This is a genomic window from Actinomadura rifamycini DSM 43936, assembly GCF_000425065.1.
Taxonomy (GTDB): Bacteria; Actinomycetota; Actinomycetes; order Streptosporangiales; family Streptosporangiaceae; genus Spirillospora; species Spirillospora rifamycini.
In genome coordinates this window covers 129,003-155,511 of the sequence record NZ_AULB01000015.1, presented here as the reverse complement: position 1 = coordinate 155,511, position 26,509 = coordinate 129,003, and the positions used below count along the sequence as shown (strand labels likewise).

General features: G+C 74.8%; 27 protein-coding genes. 13 read left to right on the top strand and 14 right to left on the bottom strand.

Features of this window, described 5'->3' with window-relative positions; genetic code table 11:
• The first annotated feature begins 12 nt into the window (after positions 1-12).
• The 4 genes from H505_RS0115915 to H505_RS0115900 all read left to right on the top strand — a co-directional run bounded on the left by H505_RS0115915 (position 13) and on the right by H505_RS0115900 (position 5,450).
• Entirely contained in the window at positions 13-864 is an 852-nt protein-coding gene (locus H505_RS0115915) for a helix-turn-helix domain-containing protein (protein ID WP_026402800.1), read from the top strand.
• Between the two features lie 16 nt (positions 865-880).
• The gene (locus H505_RS0115910; RefSeq protein WP_026402799.1) at positions 881-1,078 is read left to right on the top strand and encodes a DUF397 domain-containing protein; all 198 of its coding nucleotides are present in this window, start codon (positions 881-883) and stop codon (positions 1,076-1,078) included.
• 455 nt (positions 1,079-1,533) lie between these two features.
• Entirely contained in the window at positions 1,534-2,283 is a 750-nt protein-coding gene (locus H505_RS47695) for an ATP-binding protein (protein ID WP_051300736.1), read from the top strand.
• A 128-nt stretch (positions 2,284-2,411) separates the two neighbouring features.
• Positions 2,412-5,450, top strand: a complete 3,039-nt coding sequence (locus tag H505_RS0115900; RefSeq protein WP_026402798.1) for an ATP-binding protein — start codon at positions 2,412-2,414, stop codon at positions 5,448-5,450.
• Here H505_RS0115900 and H505_RS0115895 read toward each other — a convergent pair.
• The 6 genes from H505_RS0115895 to H505_RS0115870 all read right to left on the bottom strand — a co-directional run bounded on the left by H505_RS0115895 (position 5,432) and on the right by H505_RS0115870 (position 10,548).
• Positions 5,432-6,247, bottom strand: coding sequence for an ABC transporter permease (locus H505_RS0115895; protein WP_026402797.1), 816 nt, complete (start codon positions 6,245-6,247; stop codon positions 5,432-5,434). The genes H505_RS0115900 and H505_RS0115895 overlap by 19 nt on opposite strands.
• The gene (locus H505_RS0115890; protein ID WP_026402796.1) at positions 6,244-7,197 is read right to left on the bottom strand and encodes a daunorubicin resistance protein DrrA family ABC transporter ATP-binding protein; all 954 of its coding nucleotides are present in this window, start codon (positions 7,195-7,197) and stop codon (positions 6,244-6,246) included. The genes H505_RS0115895 and H505_RS0115890 overlap by 4 nt, the downstream gene beginning before the upstream one ends.
• A 45-nt stretch (positions 7,198-7,242) precedes the next feature.
• Positions 7,243-7,449 (bottom strand): DUF4287 domain-containing protein, encoded by a 207-nt coding sequence (locus H505_RS0115885; RefSeq protein WP_026402795.1) that lies wholly within the window; start codon positions 7,447-7,449, stop codon positions 7,243-7,245.
• A 77-nt stretch (positions 7,450-7,526) separates the two neighbouring features.
• Positions 7,527-8,534, bottom strand: a complete 1,008-nt coding sequence (locus H505_RS0115880) for a DUF418 domain-containing protein (RefSeq protein ID WP_026402794.1) — start codon at positions 8,532-8,534, stop codon at positions 7,527-7,529.
• A 192-nt stretch (positions 8,535-8,726) separates the two neighbouring features.
• Positions 8,727-9,914 carry a CaiB/BaiF CoA transferase family protein gene (locus H505_RS0115875; RefSeq protein ID WP_026402793.1) on the bottom strand — a complete coding sequence of 396 codons (1,188 nt, stop codon included), beginning with the start codon at positions 9,912-9,914 and terminating at the stop codon, positions 8,727-8,729.
• The gene (locus tag H505_RS0115870; RefSeq protein WP_026402792.1) at positions 9,898-10,548 is read right to left on the bottom strand and encodes a GntR family transcriptional regulator; all 651 of its coding nucleotides are present in this window, start codon (positions 10,546-10,548) and stop codon (positions 9,898-9,900) included. The genes H505_RS0115875 and H505_RS0115870 overlap by 17 nt, the downstream gene beginning before the upstream one ends.
• Positions 10,549-10,565: 17 nt before the next feature.
• On the opposite strand from H505_RS0115870, the gene H505_RS0115865 reads away from it, so the two are divergent.
• Positions 10,566-11,498: a hydroxymethylglutaryl-CoA lyase gene (locus tag H505_RS0115865; protein WP_051300735.1), complete on the top strand. Its 933-nt coding sequence runs from the start codon at positions 10,566-10,568 to the stop codon at positions 11,496-11,498.
• Between the two features lie 32 nt (positions 11,499-11,530).
• On the opposite strand, the gene H505_RS42125 is transcribed toward H505_RS0115865, so the two are convergent.
• On the bottom strand, positions 11,531-12,193 hold the full coding sequence (locus tag H505_RS42125) for a TetR/AcrR family transcriptional regulator (protein WP_034518072.1): 663 nt from the start codon (positions 12,191-12,193) through the stop codon (positions 11,531-11,533).
• Between the two features lie 135 nt (positions 12,194-12,328).
• Here H505_RS42125 and H505_RS0115855 point away from each other — a divergent pair, with 135 nt between their 5' ends.
• Together H505_RS0115855 and H505_RS0115850 are read left to right on the top strand one after the other, a co-directional pair.
• Positions 12,329-14,539 (top strand): MMPL family transporter, encoded by a 2,211-nt coding sequence (locus tag H505_RS0115855; protein ID WP_084550284.1) that lies wholly within the window; start codon positions 12,329-12,331, stop codon positions 14,537-14,539.
• Positions 14,540-14,609: 70 nt separating this feature from the next.
• Positions 14,610-14,972 carry a hypothetical protein gene (locus tag H505_RS0115850; protein WP_026402789.1) on the top strand — a complete coding sequence of 121 codons (363 nt, stop codon included), beginning with the start codon at positions 14,610-14,612 and terminating at the stop codon, positions 14,970-14,972.
• An 82-nt stretch (positions 14,973-15,054) separates the two neighbouring features.
• Here the strand turns inward: H505_RS0115850 and H505_RS42120 are convergent, their stop codons facing one another.
• The 4 genes from H505_RS42120 to H505_RS0115830 all read right to left on the bottom strand — a co-directional run bounded on the left by H505_RS42120 (position 15,055) and on the right by H505_RS0115830 (position 18,107).
• A complete protein-coding gene (locus H505_RS42120; RefSeq protein WP_084550283.1) occupies positions 15,055-15,990 on the bottom strand; it encodes a formate/nitrite transporter family protein in 936 nt (311 codons plus the stop codon).
• 190 nt (positions 15,991-16,180) lie between these two features.
• The gene (gene cynS / locus H505_RS0115840) at positions 16,181-16,630 is read right to left on the bottom strand and encodes a cyanase (RefSeq protein WP_026402788.1); all 450 of its coding nucleotides are present in this window, start codon (positions 16,628-16,630) and stop codon (positions 16,181-16,183) included.
• A 215-nt stretch (positions 16,631-16,845) separates the two neighbouring features.
• Positions 16,846-17,772, bottom strand: coding sequence for an HAAS signaling domain-containing protein (locus tag H505_RS0115835; RefSeq protein WP_026402787.1), 927 nt, complete (start codon positions 17,770-17,772; stop codon positions 16,846-16,848).
• On the bottom strand, positions 17,769-18,107 hold the full coding sequence (locus tag H505_RS0115830) for a PadR family transcriptional regulator (protein ID WP_026402786.1): 339 nt from the start codon (positions 18,105-18,107) through the stop codon (positions 17,769-17,771). The genes H505_RS0115835 and H505_RS0115830 overlap by 4 nt, the downstream gene beginning before the upstream one ends.
• A 129-nt stretch (positions 18,108-18,236) precedes the next feature.
• On the opposite strand from H505_RS0115830, the gene H505_RS0115825 reads away from it, so the two are divergent.
• Complete coding sequence (locus H505_RS0115825) at positions 18,237-18,914, top strand: HD domain-containing protein (protein WP_026402785.1); 678 nt, start codon at positions 18,237-18,239, stop codon at positions 18,912-18,914.
• A 39-nt stretch (positions 18,915-18,953) separates the two neighbouring features.
• On the opposite strand, the gene H505_RS0115820 is transcribed toward H505_RS0115825, so the two are convergent.
• From H505_RS0115820 to H505_RS0115810, 3 genes are read right to left on the bottom strand one after another with little or no spacing between them, the layout of a single operon-like run.
• Positions 18,954-20,273: a phosphotransferase family protein gene (locus H505_RS0115820; protein WP_026402784.1), complete on the bottom strand. Its 1,320-nt coding sequence runs from the start codon at positions 20,271-20,273 to the stop codon at positions 18,954-18,956.
• Positions 20,270-20,716 carry a nuclear transport factor 2 family protein gene (locus H505_RS42115; protein WP_051300733.1) on the bottom strand — a complete coding sequence of 149 codons (447 nt, stop codon included), beginning with the start codon at positions 20,714-20,716 and terminating at the stop codon, positions 20,270-20,272. Before H505_RS42115 ends, H505_RS0115820 begins: the two co-directional genes overlap by 4 nt.
• A gap of 9 nt (positions 20,717-20,725) precedes the next feature.
• Entirely contained in the window at positions 20,726-21,361 is a 636-nt protein-coding gene (locus H505_RS0115810) for a TetR/AcrR family transcriptional regulator (RefSeq protein WP_034518070.1), read from the bottom strand.
• 138 nt (positions 21,362-21,499) lie between these two features.
• On the opposite strand from H505_RS0115810, the gene H505_RS42110 reads away from it, so the two are divergent.
• The 5 genes from H505_RS42110 to H505_RS0115785 are packed head-to-tail and all read left to right on the top strand — an operon-like array spanning position 21,500 to position 26,468.
• On the top strand, positions 21,500-23,059 hold the full coding sequence (locus tag H505_RS42110) for an AMP-binding protein (RefSeq protein ID WP_051300732.1): 1,560 nt from the start codon (positions 21,500-21,502) through the stop codon (positions 23,057-23,059).
• Positions 23,056-23,628, top strand: coding sequence for a VOC family protein (locus tag H505_RS0115800; protein WP_026402782.1), 573 nt, complete (start codon positions 23,056-23,058; stop codon positions 23,626-23,628). The genes H505_RS42110 and H505_RS0115800 overlap by 4 nt, the downstream gene beginning before the upstream one ends.
• Complete coding sequence (locus tag H505_RS0115795; RefSeq protein ID WP_026402781.1) at positions 23,612-24,253, top strand: carboxymuconolactone decarboxylase family protein; 642 nt, start codon at positions 23,612-23,614, stop codon at positions 24,251-24,253. The genes H505_RS0115800 and H505_RS0115795 overlap by 17 nt, the downstream gene beginning before the upstream one ends.
• The gene (locus tag H505_RS0115790) at positions 24,253-25,431 is read left to right on the top strand and encodes an acyl-CoA dehydrogenase family protein (protein ID WP_026402780.1); all 1,179 of its coding nucleotides are present in this window, start codon (positions 24,253-24,255) and stop codon (positions 25,429-25,431) included. Before H505_RS0115795 ends, H505_RS0115790 begins: the two co-directional genes overlap by 1 nt.
• On the top strand, positions 25,428-26,468 hold the full coding sequence (locus H505_RS0115785) for an SMP-30/gluconolactonase/LRE family protein (RefSeq protein ID WP_211238476.1): 1,041 nt from the start codon (positions 25,428-25,430) through the stop codon (positions 26,466-26,468). Before H505_RS0115790 ends, H505_RS0115785 begins: the two co-directional genes overlap by 4 nt.
• Positions 26,469-26,509 lie beyond the last annotated feature (41 nt).

The window sequence follows — 26,509 nt, the reverse complement described above, 5'->3', positions numbered from 1 at the left end:
GAGGCGGCGCCCGTGAGCGACGCGTACGGGGCCACCATCGCCAAGTGGACGCTGGCGCGGCGGCTGAAGGAGCTGCGCGAGGCGTCCGGCTACACCGCCAACCAGGTCTGCGACCGCCTCAGCTGGGGGCGCGGCAAGGTCGGCCGGTTCGAGGCGAACACGTGGGTCCGTCCGGAGCTCAGCGACATCCGCGACCTCGCCCGCCTCTACGGCGCCGACGACGAGACCGTCGACCGGCTCCAGGAGCTCGCGCGCAGCGCCCGCCGCCGGGCCTGGTGGCGCGAGTACGGCGAGGTGTACGGGAGCGTCGAGTTCCCCGGGTTCGAGAACGACGCCTCCGAGATCCTCGTCTACACGCCGCTGCTCGTCCCCGGACTGCTCCAGACCGTCCCGTACATGCAGACGCTCCTGTCGTACGGGTCGAAGCCGCCCGAATGGCGGGAGGTCGCCCTGCGCGCCCGGCTGCGCCGCCAGCAGATCCTGGAGCGCGACGGCGACACCGCGCCCCGGCTCACGGCCCTCGTCACCGAGGCGGCGCTGCTGTACGAGTGGGGGCACGGCGACGAGCGGCGCGCCCAGCTCGCGCACCTGCTCAAGATGGCGGAGCGCCCCAACGTCGAGCTGCGGCTGCTCCGCTTCGAGGACGGCCTGCACCCCGGCATGGCGATGGTCTTCCACATCTTCCGGTTCCCCGGCGGGGAGCCGCCCATGGCCTACCTCGAGACCGACGCCGCCATCCAGCACATCGATCCCGCCGACAACGTGGAGGCGTATGAGCTGATCTACGAGCAGATCAAGCGGTCGGCGCTCGGCCCGGCCGACAGCGCCGCGTACATCAGCAAGCTCATGGCAACACTTGAGTGATCTCGAGGAGACAGCGATGGACCTCTCTCAGGCACGGTGGTTCAAGGCTTCGGCGAGCGCCAGCAGCAACGGCGCCTGCGTCGAGGTCGCCGACCTCGACGCGGCCACCGGGGTGCGCGACAGCACGGCGCCCGAGGCGGGCGCGCACGTCGTCGCCCGTCCGGTGTTCGCCGCGTTCCTCGCCGACGTGAAGGCGGGCCGGTACGACCGGTAGCCGCGGCCGCCGGCACGGACCCGCGGCGCGGGCGCTCCCGCGCGGAGGCCGCCCCGAAGCCGCACACGAGATCCCCCAGGGCTGCACCCCTGGGGGATCTTCCGTGTGCGGCCCCTCTCAGGCGTCCTCCACGCTACAGCGCGTGCACCGCGCCTCCCGGGCGCCCGCCGTTACGCGCCCGTCCGATCACGGCCGCGCGAATTATGACGGCCGGGGTCCGGATCAGTGAACATCTCGCTCGTCAACAGAATTCCTTGCTCATGTTCGGCTCCTTGTTCGGTCGCATGTGCGACACTGAATCTGCGATTCACAGGTAGCGAGTCGGGAACTGCGGGCCATATGTCGAGATTGTCAGAGGCATTTCGGCTCCGCCGTCTCCGGAACGCCTACCGCTCCCACGCGCCGGTGGGCGGTAGCCACGGAAGAACTCAATCGACTTCACCGAGGTGGCGACCATGACGAAGGCGGCGACGCTGTGCGGGGTCCCCTGGACCCTCGAGAACGGCGGCTGCACGGCCCTGCCCCTGCCCCCGGACGAGACGATCGCCGGTGTCGCGCGCGCGCACGTCGCGAACCTGCTCCCGAAAGCCGGCGTCCGGGACGCGGACGACGTCACCCTGATGGTCAGCGAACTCGCCACCAACGCGCTCCTGCACGGCACCCCGCGCTCCGCCGACGGCAGCCGCAAGCCGTCCGCGGGCGCCGAACTCTGGGTCTACCGCCGCGGCGACGGCCGCGGCCGCCAGGAACTCGTCGTCAAGATCTTCGACGAGCTGCGCTGCTGGCGGCGCCGCACGTCCGCCGGTCCGATGCCCGAGCACGGCCGCGGCCTCGACATCATCGACATGCTCTCCGGCGGCCGCTGGGGCCACCACGCGTCCCGCTCCCGGCTGCGCTCCCCGCAGGTCTCCGGCAAGGCCACCTGGTTCGCCGTCCCGGTCCGCGGCGGCCACGTCCGCCCCATCTCGGCCGACCCCGCGCACGCCGTCGAGGAACTGGGCGCCCTCCTCGCCGACCGCGGCCTCACCGCGTCCCCGGCCGCCCCCGCAGGGCTCGCCGTCGGCGGCCGCGCGGTCTGGTGCGAGCGCGCCGCCTTCCACTGGTGCGGCCGCGACGGCGCACTCGTCCGCATGCCCGTCGCCGACATCACCGAGGTCTGCGAGCAGCTCGTCCTGCTCCACGAGGCCGCCCGCGAGGGCGCCTGACCCGCACGTCCCGTCTCCAGGAGGGGGGAGACGGGCCGTTCGTCCGGGCCGCGGGGGCCCCGGCCCCCGCCCGTCCACAGGCCGTGGACGGGCGCGCGGCCGGGGGCGGCTCGGCCCAGAATGGGGGCATGTTCGTCGGGATCCTCGGGCCGCTGGTGGTCACGGACGGCGGGGCGGCGGTGCCCGTCGGCGGGGCGCGGCTGCGGGCGCTGGTGGCGCGGCTTGCGCTGGAGCCCGGACGGACGGTGACGGGCGACGCGCTCGTCCGGGCCGTGTGGCCGGACGGCGGCCCCGGCGACCCCGCGCACGCCCTGCAGGCGCTCGTGTCGCGGCTCCGGCGGTCCCTGCCGGACGGCCGGGTGCGGTCGGAGCCGGGCGGGTACCTGCTGGACGTCGCGCCGGACGCGGTGGACGCGCACCGGTTCGAGCGGCTCGCGCGAGAGGGCGCGCGGGCGCTGCGCGGCGGGGACGGCGGCCGGGCGGCGACGCTGCTCGGCGAGGCGCTCGGCCTGTGGCGCGGCGACCCGCTCGCCGACGCCGGGGACGCCCCGTTCGCCGCGGCCGAGGCCGTCCGGCTCCGCGAGCTGCGGCTCGCCGCGACCGAGGACCGGATCGCCGCCGAGCTGGCCGCGGGCGCCGGCCCGGGCGCGCTCGCGGCCGAGCTGGAGGGGCTCGCGGCGCGGCATCCGCTGCGGGAGCGGGTGCGGGCGCTGCTGGTGCGTGCGCTGCACCGCGACGGGCGTCCGGCGGAGGCGCTCGCGGTGTACGAGGAGTTCCGGCGGGTGCTGGCCGACGAGCTGGGCGCGGATCCCGGCGACGAGGCGCGGGCCGCGTACCTCGACGTCCTGCGGGTGCCGCGGGCCCGTCCGCGCGGCAACCTGCGGGCGCCCGCGACGGGGTTCGTCGGCCGGGAGGACGAGTGCGCGTGGATCGCCCGGCGGCTGTGGGACGGACGGCTCGTCACGCTCGTCGGGCCGGGCGGTGCGGGCAAGACGCGGTTGGCGACGACGGTCGCGGAGCGGGTCGCGGAGCGGTTCCCGGGCGGGGTGTGGGTCGTGGAGCTGGCGGCGGTCGCCGCGGGCGGCGAGGTCCCCGGGGCGGTCGCGGCCGCGCTCGGGGTGCGGGGGCCGGAGCGGGTCGCCGAGGCGCTCGCGGGCGCGGCGGCGCTGCTCGTCCTCGACAACTGCGAGCACGTGCTGGACGCGGCGGCCGACCTGGCGGGCGGGCTGCTCGGCGCGTGCCCGGAGCTGCGGGTGCTGGCGACGGGCCGGGAGCGGCTCGGCATCGACGGCGAGGCGCTGTGCCCGGTGCCGCCGCTGGACGGGCCCGACGCGGCGCGGCTGTTCGCGGAGCGCGCGGCGGCCGTCCGCCCCGGGTTCGACGCGGCGGAGAGCGCGGCGGCCGTCGCGGAGATCTGCCGGCGGCTGGACGGGCTGCCGCTCGCGATCGAGCTGGCCGCGGCGCGGCTGCGCGCGATGACGCCCGAGCAGCTCGTGCACCGGCTCGGCGAGCGGTTCCGGCTGCTCACCGGGGGCCGCGCCGCCCCCCGGCACCGCACGCTGCGCGCCGTCGTCGCCTGGAGCTGGGACCTGCTGGACGAGCGGGAGCGGGCGTTCGCCGAACGGCTCGCGGTGTTCCCCGGCGTGATCGTCCCGGACGCGGCCGCGCGGGTCGGCGGCGGGACGCTGGAGGACCTGGACGCGCTCGCCGACCGGTCGCTGCTCCAGCCGGTGGACGGCGGCGAGCCGCGGTTCCGGATGCTGGAGACGATCCGGGAGTACGCGCGGGAGCGGCTGGCCGAGCGCGGCGAGTCCGCCGCCGTCCGGGCGGCGCACCTCGCGTACGTCGTCGAGGCGGCCGAGCGGGCCGCGCCCCACCTGCTCGGGGCCGGGCAGGTCGCGTGGCTCCCCCGGCTGACCGAGGCGCAGGACGACGTCCACGCCGCCCTCCGGTTCGCGGAGGAGCGCGGCGACGCGGGCTCGGCCGTCCGGCTGGCGGCGGCGCTCGCGGTGTTCTGGACCATTCAGGGCGACCACGCCGAGGCCGCGCGGCGGCTCAAGGGCGCGCTGGAGACCCCGCGCCGCACGCCCGTCCCGGACGGCGCCGAGGCGGCGGCGCTCGGCGGGTACGTGCTGAACGTCGTGCTGGCGGGCGGCGCCGCGCGCGACGACCCGCTGATCGAGGCGCGGGCGCCGGGGCCGGACGCGCGCCCGCTCGCGGTGCTGGTCGAGCCGGGGGTCGCGCTGCTGCGCGACGACGCGGCGGGCGGCCGCGCCGCCGTCGACCGCCTGCTGCCCGGCCGGGACGCCTGGACGCGCGGGACGCTCCACGTCATGGCCGCGATGCTCGACGGGAACGCGGGCGACCTGGCCGCCGCGCACCGCGACCTGGCCGCCGCCGTCGCCGCGTACCGGGAGAGCGGCGAGCGGGCCGGCCTCGCGATGGCGCTGCTGTTCGCGTCGTCGACGGAGCTGAGCGGCGGCGACCACGACGCGGCCGTCGCGGCGCTGGAGGAGTCGATCGGGCTGCTGCGCGAGCTCGGGCAGGAGCGCGAGGCGGCACGGCAGCGGGTGATGCTGGCGGTCGTGCTCGCCCGGTCGGGCGACGCCGGCCGGGCGCGCCGCGAACTGGCCGCCCTGCTCGCGCCGGAGGCCGCGACGCCCGCCCGGCACCTGGTCGGCGCGCGGCTGGCGCTCGGCGACCTGGCCCGGCACGGCGGCGACCCCGCCGAGGCCGAGCGGCACTACGCCGCCGCGGAACGGGAACTGGAACGCGCGCCCTCAGGGCCGCAGTACCCGTCCCTGCTGGCGACGGCGCGCGCGCACCTCGCGATCGGCGCCGGCGAACGCGCCGCGGCCCGCCGCCACCTGCGGGCCGCGCTCGCCGGGGCCGTCGCGGGCCCCGACATGCCCGTCGCCGCGTCCGCCGGGGTCGGCGTCGCCCGGCTGCGCGCCGCCGACCGCCCCGCGGACGCCGCGGCCGCGCTCGGCGCCGCGTCCGTCCTCCGCGGCGGCGCGGACGAGGCCGACCCCGATGTCGCGCACGTCGCCCGCGGCCTGCGGGACGCGCTGGGCGAGCGCGCCTTCGAGGACGCCCGCGCGCGCGGCGCGGCGCTCGACCTCCCCGGCGCGCTCGCCCTCCTGGAGGATCAGCTCCGCCGCCGGTAGGCGTACACGGCCAGCGGCGCGAACACCGCGAGGAAGCCCGCCGCCCACAGCAGCGTCGCGGTCGCCGCGTCCGCGACCGGGCCGCCGACGAGCAGTCCGCGGCAGGCGTCGACCGCGTTGTCGACCGGGTTGACCTCCACCCACGCCTGCAGCCAGCCCGGCAGCGTCTCGGTCGGCACCGCCATGCTCGTCCCGAACGTCAGCGGGAAGATGCCGAGGAACGCCACCGTCTGCACGACGGTCTCCTCCTTGATCAGCACCCCGACCAGCACGTTCACCCAGCTCAGCGCGAACCCGAGCGCCGCACTGAGCCCCGCCGCCGCGAGCGCCGCCGCGGCGTTCGTCTCGACCCGGAACCCCATCAGGTAGCCGGTCGCGAACAGGACGGTGCCGGTGACGACGTACCGGGGGCCGTCGCTGACGACGAGCCCGACCAGCGGCGCGGACCGTCCGATCGGCAGGCTCCGGAACCGGTCGAACACGCCCTTCTTGACGTCCACGTTGATGGCGACGCCGACCGACACCATCCCGGCGAGGACCATCGTCATCACCAGGACGCCCGGGAAGATGTACTGCAGGTACTCCCGGGTGGAGCCGGACACTGCGCCGCCGAACAGGTACACGAACAGCAGCAGGAACATGATCGGCATGAACAGCGCGTCCAGCAGGATGCCCGGGTTGCGCCGCGTCTTGGTCAGGCTCCGCCCGGCGAGCAGCAGGCTGTGCCGGGCCAGTGCGAACGGCCGCGCCCCCGGTTCCGCCGTGCGGGTCCTCGGGCCGACGAGGGTGTCGGTCATACCGCCGCCTCCTCCTTCAGCACGCCGTGGCCGGTCAGGGTGAAGAACACCTCGTCCAGGCTCGGCAGCCGCAGCGACAGCTCGACGACGGCGATGCCCGCCGCGTCCAGCCGCCGGACCGTCTCGGCGAGCGCGTCCTCGCCGTCCACCGGCACCGTCAGGACGTCCCGGCGCGGCGACTCGGCCGCCCGCCCCGACACCGCGTTCAGGATCGCCGCGACCTCCACCAGCCGCCCGGGGTCCCGCGGCCGCACCGTGATCGCCTGCCCGCCCGCGACCCGCTTCAGCTCCGCGGGCGTGCCCTCCGCGATCACCCGGCCCCGGTCGATCACGACGATGGCGTCGGCGAGCGCGTCCGCCTCCTCCAGGTACTGCGTCGTGAGCAGCACCGTCCCGCCGTCCGCCGTCATCGCCCGGATCATCCGCCACACGTCCTCGCGGCGGCCCGGATCGAGCCCGGTCGTCGGCTCGTCCAGGAACGTCACCGCCGGACGCCCCACCATGCAGGCCGCGAGGTCGAGCCGGCGGCGCATCCCGCCCGAGAACGCCGACACCCGCCGGCCCGCGTCGTCCGCCAGCTCGAACCGCTCCAGCAGCTCCGCCGCGCGGGCGCGCGCGTCGCCCTTGCGCAGGTCGAGCAGCCGCCCGATGAGCACGAGGTTCTCCGCCGCCGTCAGGTCCTCGTCGACCGACGCGTACTGCCCCGTCAGCCCGATCGCCCGCCGCACCCGCGCCTCGTCGCGGACGACGTCGAGCCCGCCCACGCGCGCCGTCCCGGCGTCCGGCCGCAGCAGCGTCGCGAGGATCCGCACGGCCGTCGTCTTCCCGGCGCCGTTCGGCCCGAGCAGCCCGAGCACGGTGCCGCGCCGCGCGCTCAGCCCGACGCCGTCCAGCGCGACCGTCTTCCCGAATCGTTTGACCAGGCCCTCGGCCCGGATGGCATTTTCCATGCCGCCGAGCCTCGCCCGCCCCCCTCACAAACCGCTCACACGGCCCTACCGCCCTTCGCCGAGGGTGTGGGCGACGAGGGCGTTCGCGTGCCCGTGCCCCAGCCCGTGCTCGTCCTTGAGCCAGGCGACGAGCTCCATGTGCTTGGTCAGCGGCGACGCGCGGATGAGGTCGACCCATTCCCGGACGGGCCGCCCGTACTTCTTCTCGATCGCCGGGAAGTAGCTCGCCGGGCCGTTCGCCGATGTGCTCATGTCCGATCTCCTCTCGATCGAGCGTAGCTTGTCTTTTGCAAGTACGCTTTGTCAAGCGAAGTGCGAACCCTCGCCCCTCACCCCGTGTCGGCGCGGTCGGCGCCCGGCGGAACCGGCCCCCACCAGGTGAGGCGCCGCCACACCCATTCCAGCGGCCCGTGGCGGGCGCGGCGGAGCCACAGGCGGCTGAAGGCGAGCCCGAGGCAGAAGACGGACGCGCCCGCGGCGACGGCGACCGGAAGGTCGGGAGGCGCGGCCGGACGGACGGCGCGGTCGGCCGCGACGATCGCGACCGTCGCGCCGACGTAGACGGTCAGCGCCGCCCTCCCCGGCGGGACGAGCCCGCCCAGGAGCCGTGCCGCCCGCGTGCGCGACAGCCGCACGACCGCCGCAATGTAGACCGCGGCGGTGGCCAGACCCGCCCAGGTCGCGGGTGCGGAACTCGGACCGGCCGCCGCCGCGACCTGCCAGGCGTTCAGCCCGGCGGCGAGGACGGCGCAGCACAGGAGGAACGCCGACACCCGGGCCGCCGGCGCGTCCAGGATCCGCCCGACGCCGTACCTGTGGACCGCGTACCCCACGAGGAACAACCCGGGGACGAGCGCGCTGCCGCCCGCCGTCGACGCCGCCGCGCCCGCGGCGGCGAGGCCCAGCGCCAGGAGCGTCCGCCACCCGGGGAGGAACGACGCGGGCAGCAGGACGGCGATCCCGACCACCGCGTACGTCAGCAGCACCTCGCGGGGGTGCAGCATCCGGTGGAGCGCGCCGATGGGGATCAGGAAGCCCAGCCGCGCGAGCATCAGCACCCGCGGGTGCGGCGTCCGGTCCCGGACCGCGTCCAGGAACAGGCCGAAGCTCACGCCGAACAGCAGCGAGAAGATCGGGAAGAACCGCTGGTGGAGCAGCGTCTCGTACGCCCAGTAGCCGGGCCCGCGACCATCGCCCGGATCCGGGACGGGCACCCCGGTGAGCTGCACGGTGTTCACGATCACGACGCCGGACAGGGCGAACCCGCGGAGGACGTCGACCTCGGCGACGCGCGGGCGCGGCCCGGGCGGTGCTCCGGGGGATGATCGCGGCGCCATGCCCCTCCCGGTGTCGTCCTCCGCCCACCATGGCGCAGCCTCCCGGCCATGGCCAGCGGCGGCGGGGGCCTCACCCGGACCGGGATGGTCGTCGGCACCCCCGGCCTCATGCCGCCCGAGGAGCTGCGCGGCGAGCGCGCCGCCCCGGCCGGGGCGGCGCTCCGCGTCTGCCGGAAGGCCGCGGGGTCGGGGTCAGATCGTGCCGGCCGCCGTCAGGGCTTCGAGGTCGGCGGGGGTGAGGCCGAGGAGGGCGCCGTAGACCTCGGGGTTGTGCTCGCCCAGGGACGGGCCGAGGGCGCGGACCTCGCCGGGGGTGTCGGAGAGCTTCGGGAAGACGTTCTGCATCGGGAACTCGCCGAACTCGGGGTGCGCCATCCGGATGATCGCCTCGCGGGCGCGGTAGTGCGGGTCGGCGAGCATGTCCTTCGCGCGGTAGGTGAGGCCCGCGGGGATGCCGTTCTCGTGCAGGAGGTCGAGGAGTTCGGCCGAGTCCCGGGCGGACGTCCAGTCGCCGATGAGGCCGTCGAGTTCGTCGGCGTTCGCGCCGCGGGCGCCGTGGGTGGCGAACCGCTCGTCGTCGGCGAGTTCGGGACGTCCCATCAGCGCGGCCAGCCGGCGCCAGATCGTGTCCCGGTTGGCGGCGATGAGGACGGGGCCGTCCTTGGTCGGGTAGACGTTGCTGGGGGCGACGTTCGGGAGGACGGAGCCGGTGCGTTCGCGCTGGTAGCCCGCGATGTCCCATTCGGGGACGAGGGACTCCATCATCGCGAGGACGGCCTCGTAGAGGGCGGAGTCGACGATCTGGCCGCGGCCGGTGCGGTGCCGGGCGTGCAGGGCGACGAGGGTGCCGAGCGCGGCGAACGTCCCGGCGAGTTCGTCGCCGAGGGAGATGCCGGCCCGGGACGGGGGCTTGTCGGGGTCGCCGGTGACGTAGCGGATGCCGCCCATCGCCTCGCCGATGGAGCCGAACCCGGCACGGGGGGCGTAGGGGCCGTCCTGGCCGTAGCCGGTGACGCGGGTGACGATGAGGCGGGGGTTCTCGGCGCGGAGCTCGTCCGGGGAGAGGCCCCAGCGTTCGAGGGTGCCGGGGCGGAAGTTCTCCACGAGGACATCGGCTTGCGCGATGACGCGGCGGGCGAGGGCCTGGCCCTCGGACGTGCGCAGGTTCAGCGTGACCGACTTCTTGTTGCGCGCGAGGATCGGCCACCAGAGGGACTTGCCGTGCGGCTTCTCGCGGCCCCACTCGCGCATCGGGTCCCCGGCGCCCGGCGGTTCGATCTTGATGACCTCGGCGCCGAAGTCGCCGAGGAGCTGCCCGCAGAACGGGCCGGCGAGGAGCTGGCCCATCTCCACGACCCGCAGGTCACCGAGTGCGTTCATCGTCGTCCTTCCGGTTCAGGTTGGCGGCGGCGGCGCGGATGTGGGCGCGCATCACCGCTTCGGCCCAGTCGGGGTCGCCCGCGGCGATGGCGGCGACGATCTCCCGGTGGTGGTTCATGGAGCGGTCCAGTTCGGCGGCGTCGTAGCGGCGGAACGTGCCGACGATCAGCGGGGCGTGCACGACGGACGCGAGCATCCCGGGCAGCCGCCGGTTCCGCGACGCGTCGATCACCGCGGCGTGGAAGCCGGAGTTCAGGCGGGCGAGCGCGCCGAGGTCGCGGTCGGCCGCGGCGGCCTCCATGGCGTCGCAGAGCGCGGCCAGGTCGGCGAGGACGGCCGCGTCCCGGCCGATGCGCGCGGCGCGGGCGGCGGCGTAGGGCTCGAGGAGCGCGCGGAGCTCGAAGATCTCCGCGAGGTCCTCGCGGGTCCATGCGACGACGCGGGCGCCGCGGTGCGGCAGCACCTCCACCAGGCCGTCCGAGCCGAGCCGCTGCAGGGCCTCGCGCACCGGGGTGCGGGACAGCCCGAGGGTCTCGGCGAGTTCCGACTCGCCGAGCCGCGATCCGGCGGCGGCGTCCCCGGACAGGATCATCCGCCGCACCGCGTCGTACGCGACGTCCGCCGCACGCGCCATGGCACCTCCTCGATTGCATGCAATATAGTCACATTCGACGCGAAGGTGGCAAGTCTGGAGGCACATTGCATACAACGGTGGTGGAGGTCGGCCCGCGGGACGGTCTCCAGAACGAGGCCCGCGTGCTCACCCCGGACGACCGGATCGCCTTCATCGCGCGCTGCGCGGAGGCCGGGACGCGCCGGATCGAGGCCGTCTCGTTCGTGCACCCGAAGCGCGTCCCGCAGATGGCGGGCGCCGAGGAGGTCATGGCGGGGGTGCCCCGGGGGGACGTGCGCTACAGCGGGCTCGTCCTGAACCGGCGGGGGCTCGACCGGGCGCTGGCCGCGGGGGTCGACGAGGTGAACGTGGCCGTCCCGGCGTCCGACGCGTTCTGCGTCCGCAACCAGGGCGCGACCGTCGCCGAGATGATGGACGCGTGGGACGGCATCGCCGCCGCGGCGGCGGAGGCGGGGGTGCCCGCGACCCTGACGATCGCGGTGGCGTTCGGCTGCCCGTTCGAGGGCGAGACGCCGCCCGAGCGGGTCGCGGAGCTCGCGCGCCGGGCGCACGCGGCGTCCGAGATCGCCCTCGCCGACACCGTCGGGGTGGGCGTTCCGGCGCAGGTCCGCGACCTGGCGCGGCGCGTGCGCGAGGCCGCCCCGGGGATCCCCTTGCGGTTCCACTTCCACAACACGCGCAACACCGGGTACGCGAACGCGCTGGCGGCGGTCGACGAGGGCGTGACGACGCTGGACGCGTCGGCGGGCGGGTTCGGCGGCTGCCCGTTCGCGCCCGCCGCCACCGGCAACATCGCCACCGAGGACCTGCTGTACGCGCTGCACCGCGGCGGCGTCGAGACCGGGATCGACATGGAGCGGGTCGCGGCGACCGGGGCCTGGCTGGGCGGGCTGCTCGGCGAGCCCGTGCCCGCGCTCCTCGGGCGTGCCGGGGGCTTCCCGGGCCGGTAGGGGATCCCCGCGGCCGGGCCTGACGGCGGCCGTCAGGCGCCGCCGGTCCGGGCGGCGCCGCGGGCTTCGAGGGCGGTCATGTACCCGGCGAGGACGTGCTTCAGCTCGGCCATCAGCGCGTCCCGCTCGTCCTGCGACGCGGCCTCCGCCACCAGGGGGACGAGCGCCTTGAACACCTGGATCAGGACGCGGGCGCCGCGCGTCCGGTCGTCCTCCGGGAGGCCCGGGGCGCGCGCGGCGAGGATGCCGGCGACGCGTCCGAGCACCGCGTCCTGGATCGGACGCGTGGCGGCGGAGAGCTCGGCCGGCATGTCGGGGCGCGCGAACAGCGCCTTGAAGCCCGGGTTGGCGAGGTTGAAGGCCATCAGCGGGTCGACGATCCCGTCGATCAGCTCCGCGAGCGGCACCGCGGCCGGGTCGGCGGCCTCGAACGCGCTGCGGTGGGCGCCGCCCATCCCCGCCGCGAACCGGTCGGCGAGGGCCCTCGCGATCGCCTCCTTGTTCGGGAAGAACTGGTAGAGCGAGCCGGGCGAGATGCCCGCCGCCGCCGCGATCCGGTTCGTCGTCGCGGCCTCGTAGCCGGACTCGGCGAGCACCCCGGCGGCCGCGTCCAGGATCTGCGCGATGCGGCGCTCCCCGCGCGCCTGCCGCCGCACCGGCCGCGCGCCCGCCCCGGACCCGCCGTCCCCGTCCATCGCCGTCCTCCCGCCGTACCGCCTGCGACCCGTCGAGTATTGCAAATACGAGCATCCGCTCGTATTATCCGGCGGTAATTACGAGTATCTGCTCGTATATGACCGCCGTGATCATCGTCGCCCCTGGGGGAGCACGTGTCCACACCGCACGGCCTCGGCCGGTTCGTCACCCGAAGGCCCCGGCTGATCAGCGCGCTCGGCGCCGTCGCGCTCGTCCTCGTCGGCATCGTCGGCGCCGGCACGATCGGCGCCCTGTCGCTCAACCGCTTCGAGGCGCCCGGCTCCGAGTCGATGCGCGCCCGCGACGCCCTCGCCCGCGACCACGGCACCGGCAGCCCCAACGTCGCGCTCCTCGTCACGGCCCGCACCGGCACCGTCGACGACCCCGCCGCCGCGGCCGCCGGACGGGCGCTGACCGCCGAGCTCGCCGCCCGCGACGGCGTCGGCGACGCCTGGTCCTACTGGAGCCGCGGCGGCACCGAGACGCTCCGCAGCGAGGACGCGCGGCACGCGCTCGTCCTCGCGTGGGTGCCGGGCGACGCCGACCACGTCCGGACGGGCGTCCTGCCCGACCTCGCGGCCGACCTCACCCGCACGGACGCGGCCGTCGCGGTGACCGTCGGCGGCGGCGACGAGGTGTTCCGCACGGTCATGGAGCAGGCCCGCGCCGACTTCGTCCGCGCCGAACTGATCATCCTGCCGCTGACGCTGCTGCTCCTCTGGCTCGTCTACCGGCGGTTCGCCGCCGCGCTCGTCACCCTCGCCACCGGCCTGTTCGCCGTCCTCGGCTCCCTCGCCCTGCTGCGGATCCCGCTCGCCTTCACCGAGATCTCCACGTTCGCGTCCAACATCGCCCTCGTCATGGGCATCGGCCTCGGCGTCGACTACGGGCTGTTCATGATCTTCCGCTTCCGGGAGGAACTCGCCGCCCGCGACGGAGGCGGCGACGACGTGCGGGAGGCGGTCGTCGCGACCGTCCGGGGCGCCGGACGGACGGTCCTGTTCAGCGGCGCCACGGTCGCCGCGGCCCTCGCCGTCCTGCTCGTCTTCCCGTTCCCGTTCCTCGCGTCGTTCGCCTACGCGGGCGTCGCCGTCGTCGCCGCGGCCGTCGTCGGCGCGACCGTCCTGCTCCCCGCCGCCCTCACCCTGCTCGGCCGCCGCGTCGCCCGCCGCGCCCCGGCCCCCCGCACCGCCGCCCGCTGGCACGGCTTCGCGGCCGCCGTCATGCGCCGCCCGCTCGTCCTCGGCGGCACCGCGCTCGCGCTCGTCCTGCTGCTCGGCGCCCCGTTCCTCGGCGTCCGGTTCGGACTCCCGGACGACCGCGTGCTGAACACCGCGGCGCCCGTCCGGCAGATGTACGACGAGATCCGCGCCTCGTTCCCCGTCGAGGAGGCCGACGCCCTGCAGATCGTCCTGCGGGATGCCGCGGGCGCGGGCCCCTACGCGGCCGAACTGTCGCGGGTCGACGGGATCGTCCGGGTCGACTCGCCCGCCGGGTCGTTCGCGGACGGCGCCCCCGTCCCGGCGCCCGCCGGGGCCGGGTACGCGTCCGGCGGCGGCGTCCGCGTCGTCGCCGTCCCGTCGTCCGAGCGGCTCGGAGCCGACGCCGTCGGGCTCGTCGAGGACGTCCGCGCCGTGCCCGCCCCGGGCCCCGCCCTCGTCGGCGGCTACCCGGCCGAACTCGCCGACTACCGCGACGCCGTCACCGCCCGGCTCCCGGTCGTCGCGGGACTGATCGTCGCCGTCACCGTCGTCGTCCTGTTCCTGATGACCGGCAGCGTCCTCGCCCCGCTCAAGGCGACCGTGCTGAACCTGCTGAGCCTGTCCGTCATGTTCGGCGCGCTCGTCTGGGTCTTCCAGGAGGGCAACCTGTCCGGCCTCCTCGGCTTCACCCCGACCGGCTCCATCGAACCGAGCATCCCGATCCTGATGTTCTGCATCGCCTACGGGCTCTCCATGGACTACGAGGTGTTCCTCCTCTCGCGCATCAAGGAGGAGTACGACCGGACGGGCGACGCCGCGGCCTCGGTCCCGCTCGGCATCGCGCGCAGCGGCCCCCTCGTCACGGCCGCCGCGCTGATCCTCGCCGTCTCGTTCGCGACCTACGCCACCGGCGACGTCGTCTTCCTGCAGCAGCTCGGCATCGGGATGGCCCTCGCCGTCCTCGTCGACGCCACCCTCATCCGCGGCGTGCTGCTCCCCGCGTTCATGCGGCTCGCGGGCCGCGCCAACTGGTGGGCCCCGGGCCCGCTCCGCCGCCTGCACCGCCGCGTCGGGCTGACCGAGGCGCCGTCCCCCGCGCCCGCGCCGGTGCCCGTGCCGGTCGCCGAGGAGGCGCGGGGGTGAGTAGCCGCGCGCGGCGGCCTGAGTACCCGAACGGATCCGCCGCGGCCGTCCGCACCGGTTGGGTGGAGGCATGGACACGAACACCCGCCGGGCGGTGCACCCCGCCGCCGTCGCCGTCCTGGTCCTGCTGCCGCCGCCGGTCCTCGCCGGCATGCTGCGGATGCTCGGGCCCGAGCACATCACGCTCCGCACGAACCCGGGCCTCGTCCCGCTGTACTGGGTGCCGCCCGTGCTGATGCTGGCGGGCGGCGCCGCGGCCCTCGCCGGCGGGTCCGTCCGGCGGGCGCGGCGCCGCCCGGGGCACCGCGGCCTGTGGGCGGCGGGCGCCGCGGCGCTCCTCATGGTCGTGCCGCTGCTGCTGTTCGCGTTCGTCTGCGTGTACGGCGCGTCCGCGAGCACGCTCGACGGCGGCTGGCTTCCCGAGAACCACTGACCCGCCGGGACGGGCGGGGCCGGGAAAGGCCGAGCCGTGCGGACGCCGGGAGCGGGCGCCCGCACGGCTCGGGACGGGCGTCCTACGCGTCGACGCTGACGGGGACGCCGGTCTCCTCGGCGGCCGGCTTCCCGGCGGCCGGCGTGGCGGTGGCGGGCTCGGCGGCGGGCCCGGCGGGCTCGTCGCCGGCGGGCCCGGCGGGGACGGCCGGGCGGGGGCGGCCCCGGCCGGTGCGGCCGTGGGTCGCGTAGAGGGTGAGCCCGACGAACGTGATGCCGCCGATGAGGTTCCCGACGATGGTCGGGATCTCGTTCCACACGATGTAGTCCATGACCGAGAAGTCGCCGCCGAGCATCAGGCCGGACGGGAACAGGAACATGTTGACGATCGAGTGCTCGAAACCCATGTAGAAGAACATCATGATCGGCAGCCACATGCCGATCACCTTGCCGGGCACGGACGTCGACATCATCGCCGCGACGATGCCGGTGGACACCATCCAGTTGCACATGACCCCGCGGATGAACAGCGTCAGCATCCCGGCCGCGCCGTGCTCGGCGTACCCGACCGTCCGGCCCTCGCCGATCGTCCCGAGCTGCTGCCCGACCGCGTCCGGCGGCGTCGAGAACCCGTAGGTGAAGATCACCGCCATCATGACCGCGACGGTCAGCGCACCGCCGAGGTTGCCGACGAACACCAGGCCCCAGTTGCGCAGCATCGCGCGCGGCGTCACCCCGCGCCGCTTGTCGAGCAGGGCGAGCGGGACGAGCGTGAACACGCCGGTCAGCAGGTCGTACCCCATCAAGTACACGAGGCAGAACCCGGCCGGGAACAGCAGCGCGCCGAGCAGCGGCTCCCCGGTCTGCACGGTGACCGTGACCGCGAACGCCGCGCCGAGCGTGAGGAGCGCGGCGGCCATGAACGCGCGGATGAGCGTGTCGCGCGCGGACAGGAAGGTCTTCGCCTCGCCGGCGTCGACCATCTTCCTGACGAGATCGGGCGGGTTCACATAGGACACGAGGCCACTCCTCTGCCGTGGACGGACCGGAAGAGCACCGACCCATTCCGGGGTATTCGGACCGACCAGGAGAGTCTCGGCAGCGTTGATGCCCGCCGTATGACGGCTCGGAGTTGGGCGCGTTACGTTCGCCTCACACGCCCGGCGCGGCGCTGTCAGATCAGCACCGGCGGCTCGGCCCGGGGGCCGATCACCAGCGGTAGTCGAGGAATTTGCCGTCGAAGGTGATGACGACGCGGTCGCCGTCCGGGTCGGGGCGGCGGGCGAAGTCGACCCGGAAGTTGATGGCGCTCATGATGCCGTCGCCGAATTCGTCGTGGATGAGTTCTTTGAGGGCGGGCCCGTAGACGGACAGCGCCTCGGCGAAGCGGTAGATCGTGGGGTCGCTCATCACGGCCGGATCGGTGCCCCGGGTGGGCTGGAGCGCCAGGCTCTCCGCGACGGCCGCGTCCAGTTCGAGGAACGCGCACACCCGTTCGGCCTGCTCGCGGGGCATCGGGTGCTGCCCGAGCAGCGCCGCGGTCGCCCACACGGCCGGGGCGCCGATCTCCTCGGCGATCCGCGTCCAGGTGAGGCCGCGCCGCACCTTCGCGGCGGTGACGAGTGCGGCGGCGTCGGACTTGCTCATGATCGGTTCCATGCGTGCTCCTCGAAGGCGGTCGGGTGCCGTCAGGCTGCCGCCTCCGCAAGCGCCCGGCAATTGTTCACCGGGGCCGAAATCAACTCTTAACTCCGGGGAAATGGATCCTTTTGACGGGCCGTACCGCGGTTACCGCCGGGCAACACACCCGAAACGCGTCCCCGCCCGCGGGGACGCGAAAGGCCGGGAGGCCCGTGTGCGGGCCTCCCGGCGGTTCAGCGGAGGGCCTTGCGGAAGGCCCCGTAGGTGTCGCTCGCGCCGATCGCCAGGATGACCAGCGTGGCGGCGGTGTAGAAGGAGCCGGGGGTCGTCCAGTCGTCGCCGTTGACGGCGTCGAGGAACTCGGGGTTCAGGATGTCCTGCCGGTACACGACCCACGCGAGCGGCAGCGTGACCAGGGCCTGCGCGGCGGCGTGCCAGCCCGCCAGCGGGACGGTCCAGCCGCGGCGCGCGACCCGCACCAGGTTCACCGCGATGAGGGCGACGAGCCCGGCGACGATCGGCCACATCCAGAAGGACCACAGGTCCGGAGCGAGCACCTGCATGCGCTCGCCGTCCGCGCGGTACGGCTCGGCGGTCCGCTGCCAGACGATCAGCCCGAGCAGCAGCGCGTCCCACACCACGACCGCGATCGCCGCGCGGCCGCCGTCGTCCGGGCGGCGCGGCGCGGTCAGGTCGTCGGGCGTCCACGTGCGGGGCAGCGACCGCGGCGCGAACCGCTCGACGGCGGCGAACACGAGGGTGAGCCACGCGACCATCTGCGCGCCGACGGTGACGACCGTGCCGACGCCGGTGCCGATCGCCGCGCCGACGCCCGCGCCGTCGAGGACGTCCAGCACCATCATGGCGATCGTCACGGCGGGCAGCGCCACGCCCAGCAGCACCGTGAGCACCCGGACGTACGTCGGGTACAGGTCGGGCCCGATCAGGGTGAGCGGGCGGTCGGCGTACCGGGCGGCGAGCCGGATCGGGTCGCCCATCTCGGTGAGGACGGCCCGCTCCGCGGCCGCCCGGTCGGACTCGCCGCGCGCGTCGACGGCGTCCGCGATGGTGGCGCGGAGCTCGCCGGCGATGTCGTCGCGCTGGTCGGCGGGGACCCGGCGGACGACCTCCTGCACGTAGCCGTCGGTCAGCGCGCTCACCGGATCTCCTTCGTCAGTCGCGACATCGAGGTCACCAGGCTTTGCCATTCGTGCATCAGTCCTTCGCGTACGAGCGCGCCCTGGGGGCTCACCCGGTAGAACTTGCGCGGCCGGGATTCGTCGGTGTTCCACTCGCTGGTGAGCAGTCCTTGCTTCTCCAGCCGGCGCAGCAGGGGGTAGAGGGTGTTGCCGTCGACCGTGACCCCGGCCTCATTGAGCGTCTCCAAGAGCGCGTAGCCGTACTGCGCGTCCTCGAGCAGCGCCAGGCAGGCCAGGACGACCGTGCCGCGGCGGAGCTCCTGGGCCTGGGTGAGGATCAACTCGTCTGCGGTCACGTGTCACACCATAGTGTGCGGCACACACTAATGTCCATAGCGAGTTGCCGTGCGGGACACGCCGGTGGGCGCCGCACGCGTCGGGGCGGGCGGGTACGGTCGCTCTGCCGACGACCTCCGGAGGGTGCGATGACCGCCGAAGACCGCCTGATCGACCGCCTGATCGACCGCGTGCCGCAGCCGCCGGACGTCCCGTCCCGGCTCGCCGCCCAGGTCGCGTTCATCGTCGAGGTGGACCGGCTCAAGACCGTGCTGCGCCGCAGCGTCCTCGTCGCGGACGACCGCAGGGAGAACGACGCCGAGCACTCGTGGCACCTGGCGCTGATGGTGGCGGTCCTCGCCGAGCACGCCGACGAGCCGGTCGACGTGGGCCGCACGCTGAAGCTCGTCCTGCTGCACGACCTCGTGGAGATCTACGCGGGGGACACGTTCCTGTACGACGCGGAGGGCGCGGCGACGCAGGAGCGCCGCGAGCGGGAGGCGGCCGACCGGCTGTTCGCCCTGCTGCCGGACGACCAGGCGGTCGAGTTCCGCGCCCTGTGGGACGAGTTCGAGGAGCGGCGGACCCCGGAGGCGCGGTTCGCGAAGGCGATGGACCGGCTCCAGCCCCTGCTGCTGAACTACAACAACCGGGGCGGGACCTGGCGCACCCCGGGCGTCACCGACGCCGACGTGCGCCGCCGCAAGGCCGTCATCGGCGACGCCTCCGCCGATTTGTGGGCCTACGCCCGGACGCTCATCGACGAGGGCGCCCGCCGCGGCTGGGTCCCCGCCGCGGACGGCGACGGGGCCGCCGCGGGCGGCTGAGCCCCCGGCGGCCCCGGTCGGCGGGCCCGGACCGCCCGGTCAGGGCGGGGTCGCGAGGTGGCGGGGGTTCGCGACGGTGAGCTTGTCGACGACGGACGCGCGGACGGCCGCGACGACCTCGTCCGCCCGGTCGTCGAAGCGGCCGTCGCGGACGCCGCGGGCCAGCTCGGCGTCGTCGGCGCACCCGAGGGACGCGAGCCGCGCGGCGTGGGCCGTCCGGTGGGCGTCGCCGAGGAGGAGTTCGCGGCGCGCGATGCGGAGGGCGGACGCGGCGACGCGCGCGTGGAAGCGGAGCCGGTCGTCGGCGTGGTCGGTCTCGAGGACGAACCGCTCGACGGCTTCGAGCAGGGCCGGTCCGGACGGCCGGTCGTGCGGCGGCGACGCCGCGCCGCCCGCCGTGCCGCCCGCCGCGCCGTCCGCGGTGTCGAGCGGGTCGGCGACGGTGACGGGCTCGGTGCGGCCGAGGGCGAGGAGCAGGTCGTGCTCCTGCTCGCAGACCTTGCGGCCGAGGACGGCGTACTCGATCGACGGGTCGGCGCCGCTGAGGTGGCGCTCGGCCTGGTGGCGGCACAGGATCGTCCAGCGGAGGGTGCCGTAGACCTCCCACCAGTGCAGGACGGCCGGGTCGGGCGGGGCGCCGCCGGCGTCGGCGTAGCCGGCGAGGAGGTCGGCGCGGGGGCCGAAGCCGCCGACGGGGTGCGGGGACCCGAACCGCCACGCCTTCACGCACAGCCACCCGAGGTCCTCGGCGGGGTCGCCGAGGTGCGCCAGCTCCCAGTCGAGGACGCCCGTGACGGCCGGGCCGTCGATCATCAGGTTGCCGTTGCGGAAGTCGCCGTGCACCACGGTGCGGCCGGTCGGGGCGGGCCGGTGCTCGCGCAGCCAGCGGAACGCGAGCTCGACGGCGGGCCGCGGCTCGTCGAACGCGTCGTAGTACTCGGCGAGCGCGTCGAGGGGGTCGGCGTCGGGCAGGCCGTCGACGGGCGCCATCGTGTGCAGGCGGGCGAGGATCGCGCCGAGCTCGCGGGCGAGCCCGGGGCGCGGGGTGCGCAGCAGCCGCCGGGGGATCGTCTCGCCCGCCAGCCGCTCCATGATCATGAACGGGACGCCGTCGAGGTCGGGGCCGTGGTCGACGAGGGTCGGGACGGGGACGCCGGCGTCGGCGGCGGACGACAGCAGCGCGGCCTCGCGCGCCATCGCCGCCGGGTCGGGGGCGGCGGGCGGGTCGCGGCGCAGCACGAGGGCGCGGCCGCCGGCGGTGAACGACCAGGTCTCGCGGCTGGCGCCGCCGGACAGCCGGTGCAGGTCCGCGACGCCGGCGCCGAGGCGGGCGGCGAGCGCGTCGCCGGGGCCGCTCATGCGCGGGCGTCCGTGCGGGCGTCCGTGCGGGCGTCCGTGCGGGCGTCCGCGCTGGCGTCCGTGCGGGCGGCGCGCTGCGCGGCGGCCAGCTCGCGGAGGGGGTCGCTGCCGCGGCTGTCGGCGTACTCCTCCAGCCGGGCGATCCGGCCGTCCCGGACGGTGACGAACAGGCAGGCGTCCAGTTCGAAGGGGCTCCCGTCGGGGAGGGAGCCGCGCAGGACGTGCCGCTGGGCGTAGCCGTCGGGCAGGGGGTCGCGGCGGACGTCCTCGTACCGCATGTCCCGCAGGGTGCGGGACAGCCAGCGGAGCGTGCGCAGGTTGTCGTCCACGGCCTGCACGCCGGCGCCGGCGTGCCAGATCGTCGCGCCGGGGGCGTACATCGCCCGGAGCGCGTCGGTGTCGCCCGAGGTGATGGCGGTGAGGAAGCGGTCCGCGAGGTCCAAGGGGGGCTCCTAGGGGTCGAGGCCGAGGGCGCGGATGGAGAGGGTGTCGAGGGTGTCGAGGAGGCGGTCGTTGGGCCCTTCGCCCTGGACGAGCCACAGGTAGAGGGAGTGGTCGACCATGGCGGCGAGGGCGCGGGACGCCATCTCGGGATCGAGGTCGGAGGGAGCGATGCCGGCGGCCTGCCAGCGGCGGATGGCCTTGGCGGAGCGGGCGACGGCGCTGGCGCGGTGCTTGCGGCGCATCTCCTGGAACTCGACGTTGAACGTGGAGACCTGCTCGATGATGGCCATCATCTTGGCGTTGCGCTGGTACGCCTCGTAGTAGGCGCGGTTGGCGCGGCGGACGCGCGCGGCGGGCGACGGGCCCTCCAGCGGGACGAGGTCGTGCTGCGTCATGTCGGCGAAGAGCCGGTCGGCGACCTCCAGGAACACGGCCTCCTTGGACGGGAAGTACGTGTAGAAGGAGCCGTACGCGACCTTGGCGTGCCGGGTGATGTGCGCGACCCGGGTGTCGAGGAAGCCGCGCTCCTCGAAGACCTCGCGGGCGGCGGTGAGGAGGCGTTCGCGGGTGCGGACGCCGCGCTCGGTCAGCGGCCCGGCCGCGCCGGTCGCGCTCTCGCCCCGCGCCTGCGTCTCGCTCGCCATGGTCCTTCTTCCCGTTCGCCCGGACTCTTGACATCCGCATGCTCTCAGGTTCAGGATCCGAGCATCGAACGAAGATGACATGACTGTCAAGTCAAGTTTTTGGGAGGCCGCCATGGCCGCTGCCGCGCCGGGAAGCCCATGCTGATCAGCGACATCGTCGAGTACGCCGCGCGCAAGCGCCCCGACCGGCTCGCGCTCCGCTTCGAGGACGAGACGCTCACGTTCGCCGGACTGCGCGACCGCGTCCGGCGGGCCGCGAACGCGCTGCGGGCCGTCGCCGAGCCGGGCGACCGCGTCGCGGTCCTGTCCGGGAACCGCCCCGAGTACGTCGAGCTGTACTACGCCGTCCCGGCGGCCGGCATGGCGCTGACGTTCCTGAACCACCGGCTGCACCCGGCGGAGATCGCGTCGCTGGTCGCCCACGCGGAGGCGTCGGTCCTGGTGGTGAGCGGCGAGTACCTGGACGCGATGGCCGGGCTGCGGGACGCGATGCCGAGCGTGCGGCTCGTCGTCGGCCTCGACGGCGGCGGCGACCGCTCGTACGCCGACCTGGTCGCGGACGCGCCCGCCACCGAACCGCCGCGGCCCGACGAGGACTCCGTGGGCTGGCTCGTCTACACGAGCGGCACCACCGGACGTCCCAAGGGCGTGATGCTCACCCACCGGAACCTGGTCGCGGGCGTCGCGGGCTCGGCGGCGGCCTGGGAGATCCCGGACGGGTCGGTGTTCCTGTTCTGCTTCCCGCTGTGCCACGTCGGCGGCTACGCGGTCCTGGTCAACCACCTGCGGGCCTGCACGGTGGGGATCCTCCGCTCCTACGACAACGAGACGTTCCTGCGGCTGGTCGCCGAGTGGAAGGTCACGCAGACGGGCCTCGCCCCCACGATGATCGCGTTCCTGCTGGGCCATCCCGGCATCGAGGAGCACGACCTCGGCACGCTCCAGGCGATCGGGTACGGCGCGTCCGCGATCCCGGCCGAGGTGCTGCGGCGCGGCATGGACGTCCTGGGCTGCGACTTCTACCAGGGGTTCGGGATGAGCGAGACCGGCGGCAACATCCTGTACTTCGGGACGGCCGAGCACCGCCGGGCCGCCGCCGGCGAGACGCGCCTGCTCGCCGCCGCCGGGCGCGTGATGGACACCGCCGACGTCCGCATCGTCGACGACGCGTTCGCGGACGTGCCGGACGGCGAGCCCGGCGAGATGGTCGTCCGCTGCGACCAGGTCATGGCCGGGTACTGGCGGGAGCCGGAGCTGACGGCCGCGTCGTTCCGGGACGGCTGGTTCCGCACCGGCGACGTCGTCCGCCGCGACGCCGACGGCATGGTCTCCATCGTCGACCGGATCAAGGACATGATCGTCACGGGCGGGGAGAACGTCGCGTCCCGCGAGGTCGAGGAGGTGCTGTACCGGCACCCCGCGATCGCCGACGCGGCCGTGTTCGGCGTCCCGGACGCACGCTGGGGCGAGGCCGTCGCCGCCGCCGTCGTCACCCGCCCCGGACGGGCGCTCGCCGCCGAGGACGTCATCGCGTTCGTCCGCGAGCACCTCGGCGGCTACAAGGTCCCGCGGAAGGTCGAGTTCGTGCCCGAACTTCCGCGCAACGTCGCGGGCAAGGTCCTCAAGCGGGACCTGCGCGCCCGCCACGACGGCGGCGCCGCGGCCCCCGCGGCTCCCACAGTGCAGGAGGTGTCATGAACCGCGAGTTCGAGCTGGGCGGAATCAACCATCTGGCGCTGGTGTGCTCGGACATGCAGCGCACCATCGACTTCTACTCCGGCGTGCTCGGCATGCCGCTGATCAAGACGCTGGACCTGCCGGGCGGCATGGGCCAGCACTTCTTCTTCGACTGCGGAGGCGGCGACTGCGTCGCGTTCTTCTGGTTCCCGGACGCGCCCGACGCCGTCCCCGGGATCTCCGCGCCGAAGACCCGTCCGGAGCAGGGCGAGCTGCTCAGCGCCGTCGGGTCGATGAACCACGTCGCGTTCCACGTGCCGGTCGAGAGGTTCGACGAGTACCGGACGCGGCTGAAGGAGAAGGGCGTCAAGGTCAGCCCGGTCCTCAACCACGACGACAGCGAGTTCGGCGTCGCCCCGAAGATGCAGGAGGGGGTGTTCGTCCGCTCGTTCTACTTCCAGGACCCGGACGGCATCCTCCTGGAGTTCGCGTGCTGGACGCGCGAGTTCACCGACGCCGACGTCTCCCACACCCCGAAGACGGCCGCCGACCGGCGGCCCGCGAAGGAGAGCAATGCCGCGCCTGCGTGAAGTCCCCCGAGCCGAAGTCACCGACGAACGGATCCTGTTCTTCTACGACCGGCTGTTCGCCCCCGACCGCGACCCGGCCGTCGACCACGGCACCGCCACCGGCACGCCCGGCGACTGGTGGACCGTGTTCGCGCAGGACCCGGACGTCTTCCGGCACGCCGTCCGCGGCTTCGCGCTGTACCGCGGCGCGTCCCTGGACCCGCGGTTGCGGGAGCTGGGGCAGTGCCGGGCGGGGTGGGCGCGCGGCAGCCAGTTCGTCTTCTCGCAGCACTGCAAGCAGATGCGGGCGCTGAAGATGCCCGAGGAGAAGATCGAGGCGATCCCGCACTGGCAGACGGCCGACTGCTACTCGCCGCTCGAACGGGCCCTGCTCGCCTACACCGACGGGCTCGTCCTGGACGGCGGCCGCGTCCCCGACCGGGTGTTCGAGGTCCTCAAGGAGCACCTGTCGGACCGCGAGATCCTGCAGTTCACCTACATCACCTGCATGTACGACATGCACGCCGTGATGTCGAAGGCGCTGCGGGTCGAGTACGACAACCGGCCGGAGCCGATCGTCGAGATCGCCGCGCCCGAGGGGTACGGCGACCGGGACATCTCCGACGACCTCGCCGGGAACGGCTGATGCTGTTCGCCGTGCCGGACCGGGTCCGGGACGTCCGGGACGCGGTGCACGCGTTCATGACCGAGCGGGTCGAGCCGGCCGAGGACGTCCTGAACGCGGGCGGCGACGCGGCCCGCGCGGCGATCGCGGGGCTCCAGCGGGAGGCGAAGGACGCCGGGCTGTGGGCGCTCGGGCACCCGGCGGAGCTGGGCGGCGGCGGGCTGCCGTTCCTCGACTACGTGTACGTCAACGAGGTGCAGGGCCGCAGCGAGTGGGGGCAGATCGCCCTCGGCACGTACACGCTCCAGGACTCGCTGATGCTGCACAAGTACGCGAGCCCCCGCTGGCGCGACCGCTACCTGGCGCCGATGGTGGCCGGGGAGCTGTCGCCGAGCTTCGCGATGACCGAACCGGACGTCGCGGGGTCCGACCCGACCGGCATGGAGACGACGGCCGAACTCGACGGCGACCACTGGGTGGTCCGCGGCCGCAAGTGGTTCACGACGAACGCCGCCGCGGCCGCGTACACGACCGTCATGTGCCGCACCGAGCCGGACGCCGCGTCGCCGCACCGGGCGTTCAGCATGATCATCGTGCCGACGGACACCCCCGGGTACCGGATCGTCCGGGACACGCCCGTCCTCGGGCTGGGCGGCGGCACCGGGCACGGCGGGCACTACGAGGTCGCCTACGACGACGTCCGCGTCCCCGCCGACAACCTGCTGGGCCCGCGCGGGCACGGGTTCGTCATCGCGCAGGACCGGCTCGGTCCCGGCCGGATCTTCCACTGCATGCGCTGGCTCGGCCAGGCGCAGCGCGCGTTCGAGCTGATGTGCGCCCGCCTGGACTCCCGCGTCGCGTTCGGGGAGCCCCTCGCGGCCAAGCAGCTCATGCAGAAGCACGTCTTCGACTCCTACACCGAGATCCAGGCCGCCCGGATGCTGACGCTCCAGGCCGCCGAGCAGATCGACGCGGGCTCGCAGGCGCGGATCGAGATCGGCGCGATCAAGGTCGTCGGGGCGGCGATGCTGCACAACGTGGTCGACCGCGCCGTCCAGGTGCACGGGGCGGCCGGGCTGACCGACGACTTCCCGCTGTCGCGCATGTACCGGCACGCCCGCGAGGCGCGCATCTACGACGGGCCCGACGAGGTCCACATCCAGAGCACCGCCCGCCGCATCCTCAAGGCGATGCGGTGAGACGCCGGACCCTGCTGTCCGGGCTGGCCGGGGCCGCCGCCGCCGGGGCCGTCCTCGGCGCCGGCGGCCCGGCCGCGGCGCGACCCCGCAGGAAAGGCAGGAAAATGAAGATCACCACGCTGGCGGAGGGGCTGCTGTTCCCCGAGGGGCCGGTCGCGCTCCCGGACGGCGACGTCCTCGTCGTCGAGATCCACCGGGGCACGCTGACCCGCGTCCGCCCGGACGGCACGACCGCGGTCGCCGCCGAGACGGGCGGCGGCCCCAACGGCGCGGCGCTCGGCCCGGACGGCCGCGTCTACATCGCGAACTGCGGCGGGCTGCGCCGCTTCGAGGTCGGCGGGTTCGTGTTCGCGGGCGGCATCCCGGACGACTACGAGACCGGCAGCGTCCAGGCGGTCGACCTCGCCACCGGGGCCGTCGAGACGCTCTACACCGAGGCGGACGGGGCGCCGCTGCGCGGCCCGAACGACCTGGTGTTCGACGCGCACGGCGGGATCTACTTCACCGACTACGGCAAGAGCGACGGCGTCACCGGCGACAAGGGCCGGCTGTTCTACGCGAAGGCGGACGGCTCGGCGATCACGATGATCGCCGCCGGGCTGGAGGGCCCGAACGGCATCGGCCTGTCGCCCGGGGGCGACCGGCTGTACGTCAGCGAGACCTACACGGCCCGCGTCTGGTGGTGGGACGTCACGGCGCCGGGGCGGATCGAGGGCGGCCGGTCGCTCGGCGGCTCGGGCGGCGGCAACTTCCTCTACACGGCGCCCGACTACACCAACTTCGACTCGCTCGGCGTGGACGCGCACGGCAACGTCTGCGTCGCGTCCATGGTCCACGCGGGCATCTCGGTGGTGAGCCCGCGCGGCCGGCTGGTCGACTTCGTGGACATCGACGTCGACGGCGACCCCGGCATCACGAACATCTGCTGGGGCGGCGACGGCATGCGCACCGCGTACGTCACGGCGTCCAGCACGGGGCGGCTCCTCAAGATCGAGGACTGGCCCCGCCCCGGCCTGAAGCTCAACTACGCGGGCTGACGGCGGGGGCGGGCGGCGGCGGTCGGGCGGCGGCGAGCCGC

Excerpts from the sequence above, each read along its gene's own strand:
- H505_RS0115885 (WP_026402795.1), bottom strand. The coding sequence starts at position 7,449 with ATGAGCACATCGGCGAACGGCCCGGCGAGCTACTTCCCGGCGATCGAG.
- H505_RS47695 (WP_051300736.1), top strand. The coding sequence starts at position 1,534 with ATGACGAAGGCGGCGACGCTGTGCGGGGTCCCCTGGACCCTCGAGAAC.
- H505_RS0115790 (WP_026402780.1), top strand. The coding sequence starts at position 24,253 with ATGCTGTTCGCCGTGCCGGACCGGGTCCGGGACGTCCGGGACGCGGTG.
- H505_RS0115910 (WP_026402799.1), top strand. The coding sequence starts at position 881 with ATGGACCTCTCTCAGGCACGGTGGTTCAAGGCTTCGGCGAGCGCCAGC.
- H505_RS0115900 (WP_026402798.1), top strand. The coding sequence starts at position 2,412 with ATGTTCGTCGGGATCCTCGGGCCGCTGGTGGTCACGGACGGCGGGGCG.
- H505_RS0115795 (WP_026402781.1), top strand. The coding sequence starts at position 23,612 with ATGCCGCGCCTGCGTGAAGTCCCCCGAGCCGAAGTCACCGACGAACGG.
- H505_RS0115895 (WP_026402797.1), bottom strand. The coding sequence starts at position 6,247 with ATGACCGACACCCTCGTCGGCCCGAGGACCCGCACGGCGGAACCGGGG.
- H505_RS0115880 (WP_026402794.1), bottom strand. The coding sequence starts at position 8,534 with ATGGCGCCGCGATCATCCCCCGGAGCACCGCCCGGGCCGCGCCCGCGC.
- H505_RS0115870 (WP_026402792.1), bottom strand. The coding sequence starts at position 10,548 with ATGGCGCGTGCGGCGGACGTCGCGTACGACGCGGTGCGGCGGATGATC.
- H505_RS0115890 (WP_026402796.1), bottom strand. The coding sequence starts at position 7,197 with ATGGAAAATGCCATCCGGGCCGAGGGCCTGGTCAAACGATTCGGGAAG.
- H505_RS0115820 (WP_026402784.1), bottom strand. The coding sequence starts at position 20,273 with ATGAGCGGCCCCGGCGACGCGCTCGCCGCCCGCCTCGGCGCCGGCGTC.
- H505_RS0115825 (WP_026402785.1), top strand. The coding sequence starts at position 18,237 with ATGACCGCCGAAGACCGCCTGATCGACCGCCTGATCGACCGCGTGCCG.
- H505_RS0115850 (WP_026402789.1), top strand. The coding sequence starts at position 14,610 with ATGGACACGAACACCCGCCGGGCGGTGCACCCCGCCGCCGTCGCCGTC.
- cynS (WP_026402788.1), bottom strand. The coding sequence starts at position 16,630 with ATGGAACCGATCATGAGCAAGTCCGACGCCGCCGCACTCGTCACCGCC.
- H505_RS42125 (WP_034518072.1), bottom strand. The coding sequence starts at position 12,193 with ATGGACGGGGACGGCGGGTCCGGGGCGGGCGCGCGGCCGGTGCGGCGG.
- H505_RS0115875 (WP_026402793.1), bottom strand. The coding sequence starts at position 9,914 with ATGAACGCACTCGGTGACCTGCGGGTCGTGGAGATGGGCCAGCTCCTC.
- H505_RS0115800 (WP_026402782.1), top strand. The coding sequence starts at position 23,056 with ATGAACCGCGAGTTCGAGCTGGGCGGAATCAACCATCTGGCGCTGGTG.
- H505_RS0115865 (WP_051300735.1), top strand. The coding sequence starts at position 10,566 with ATGCAATATAGTCACATTCGACGCGAAGGTGGCAAGTCTGGAGGCACA.
- H505_RS0115810 (WP_034518070.1), bottom strand. The coding sequence starts at position 21,361 with ATGGCGAGCGAGACGCAGGCGCGGGGCGAGAGCGCGACCGGCGCGGCC.
- H505_RS42110 (WP_051300732.1), top strand. The coding sequence starts at position 21,500 with ATGCTGATCAGCGACATCGTCGAGTACGCCGCGCGCAAGCGCCCCGAC.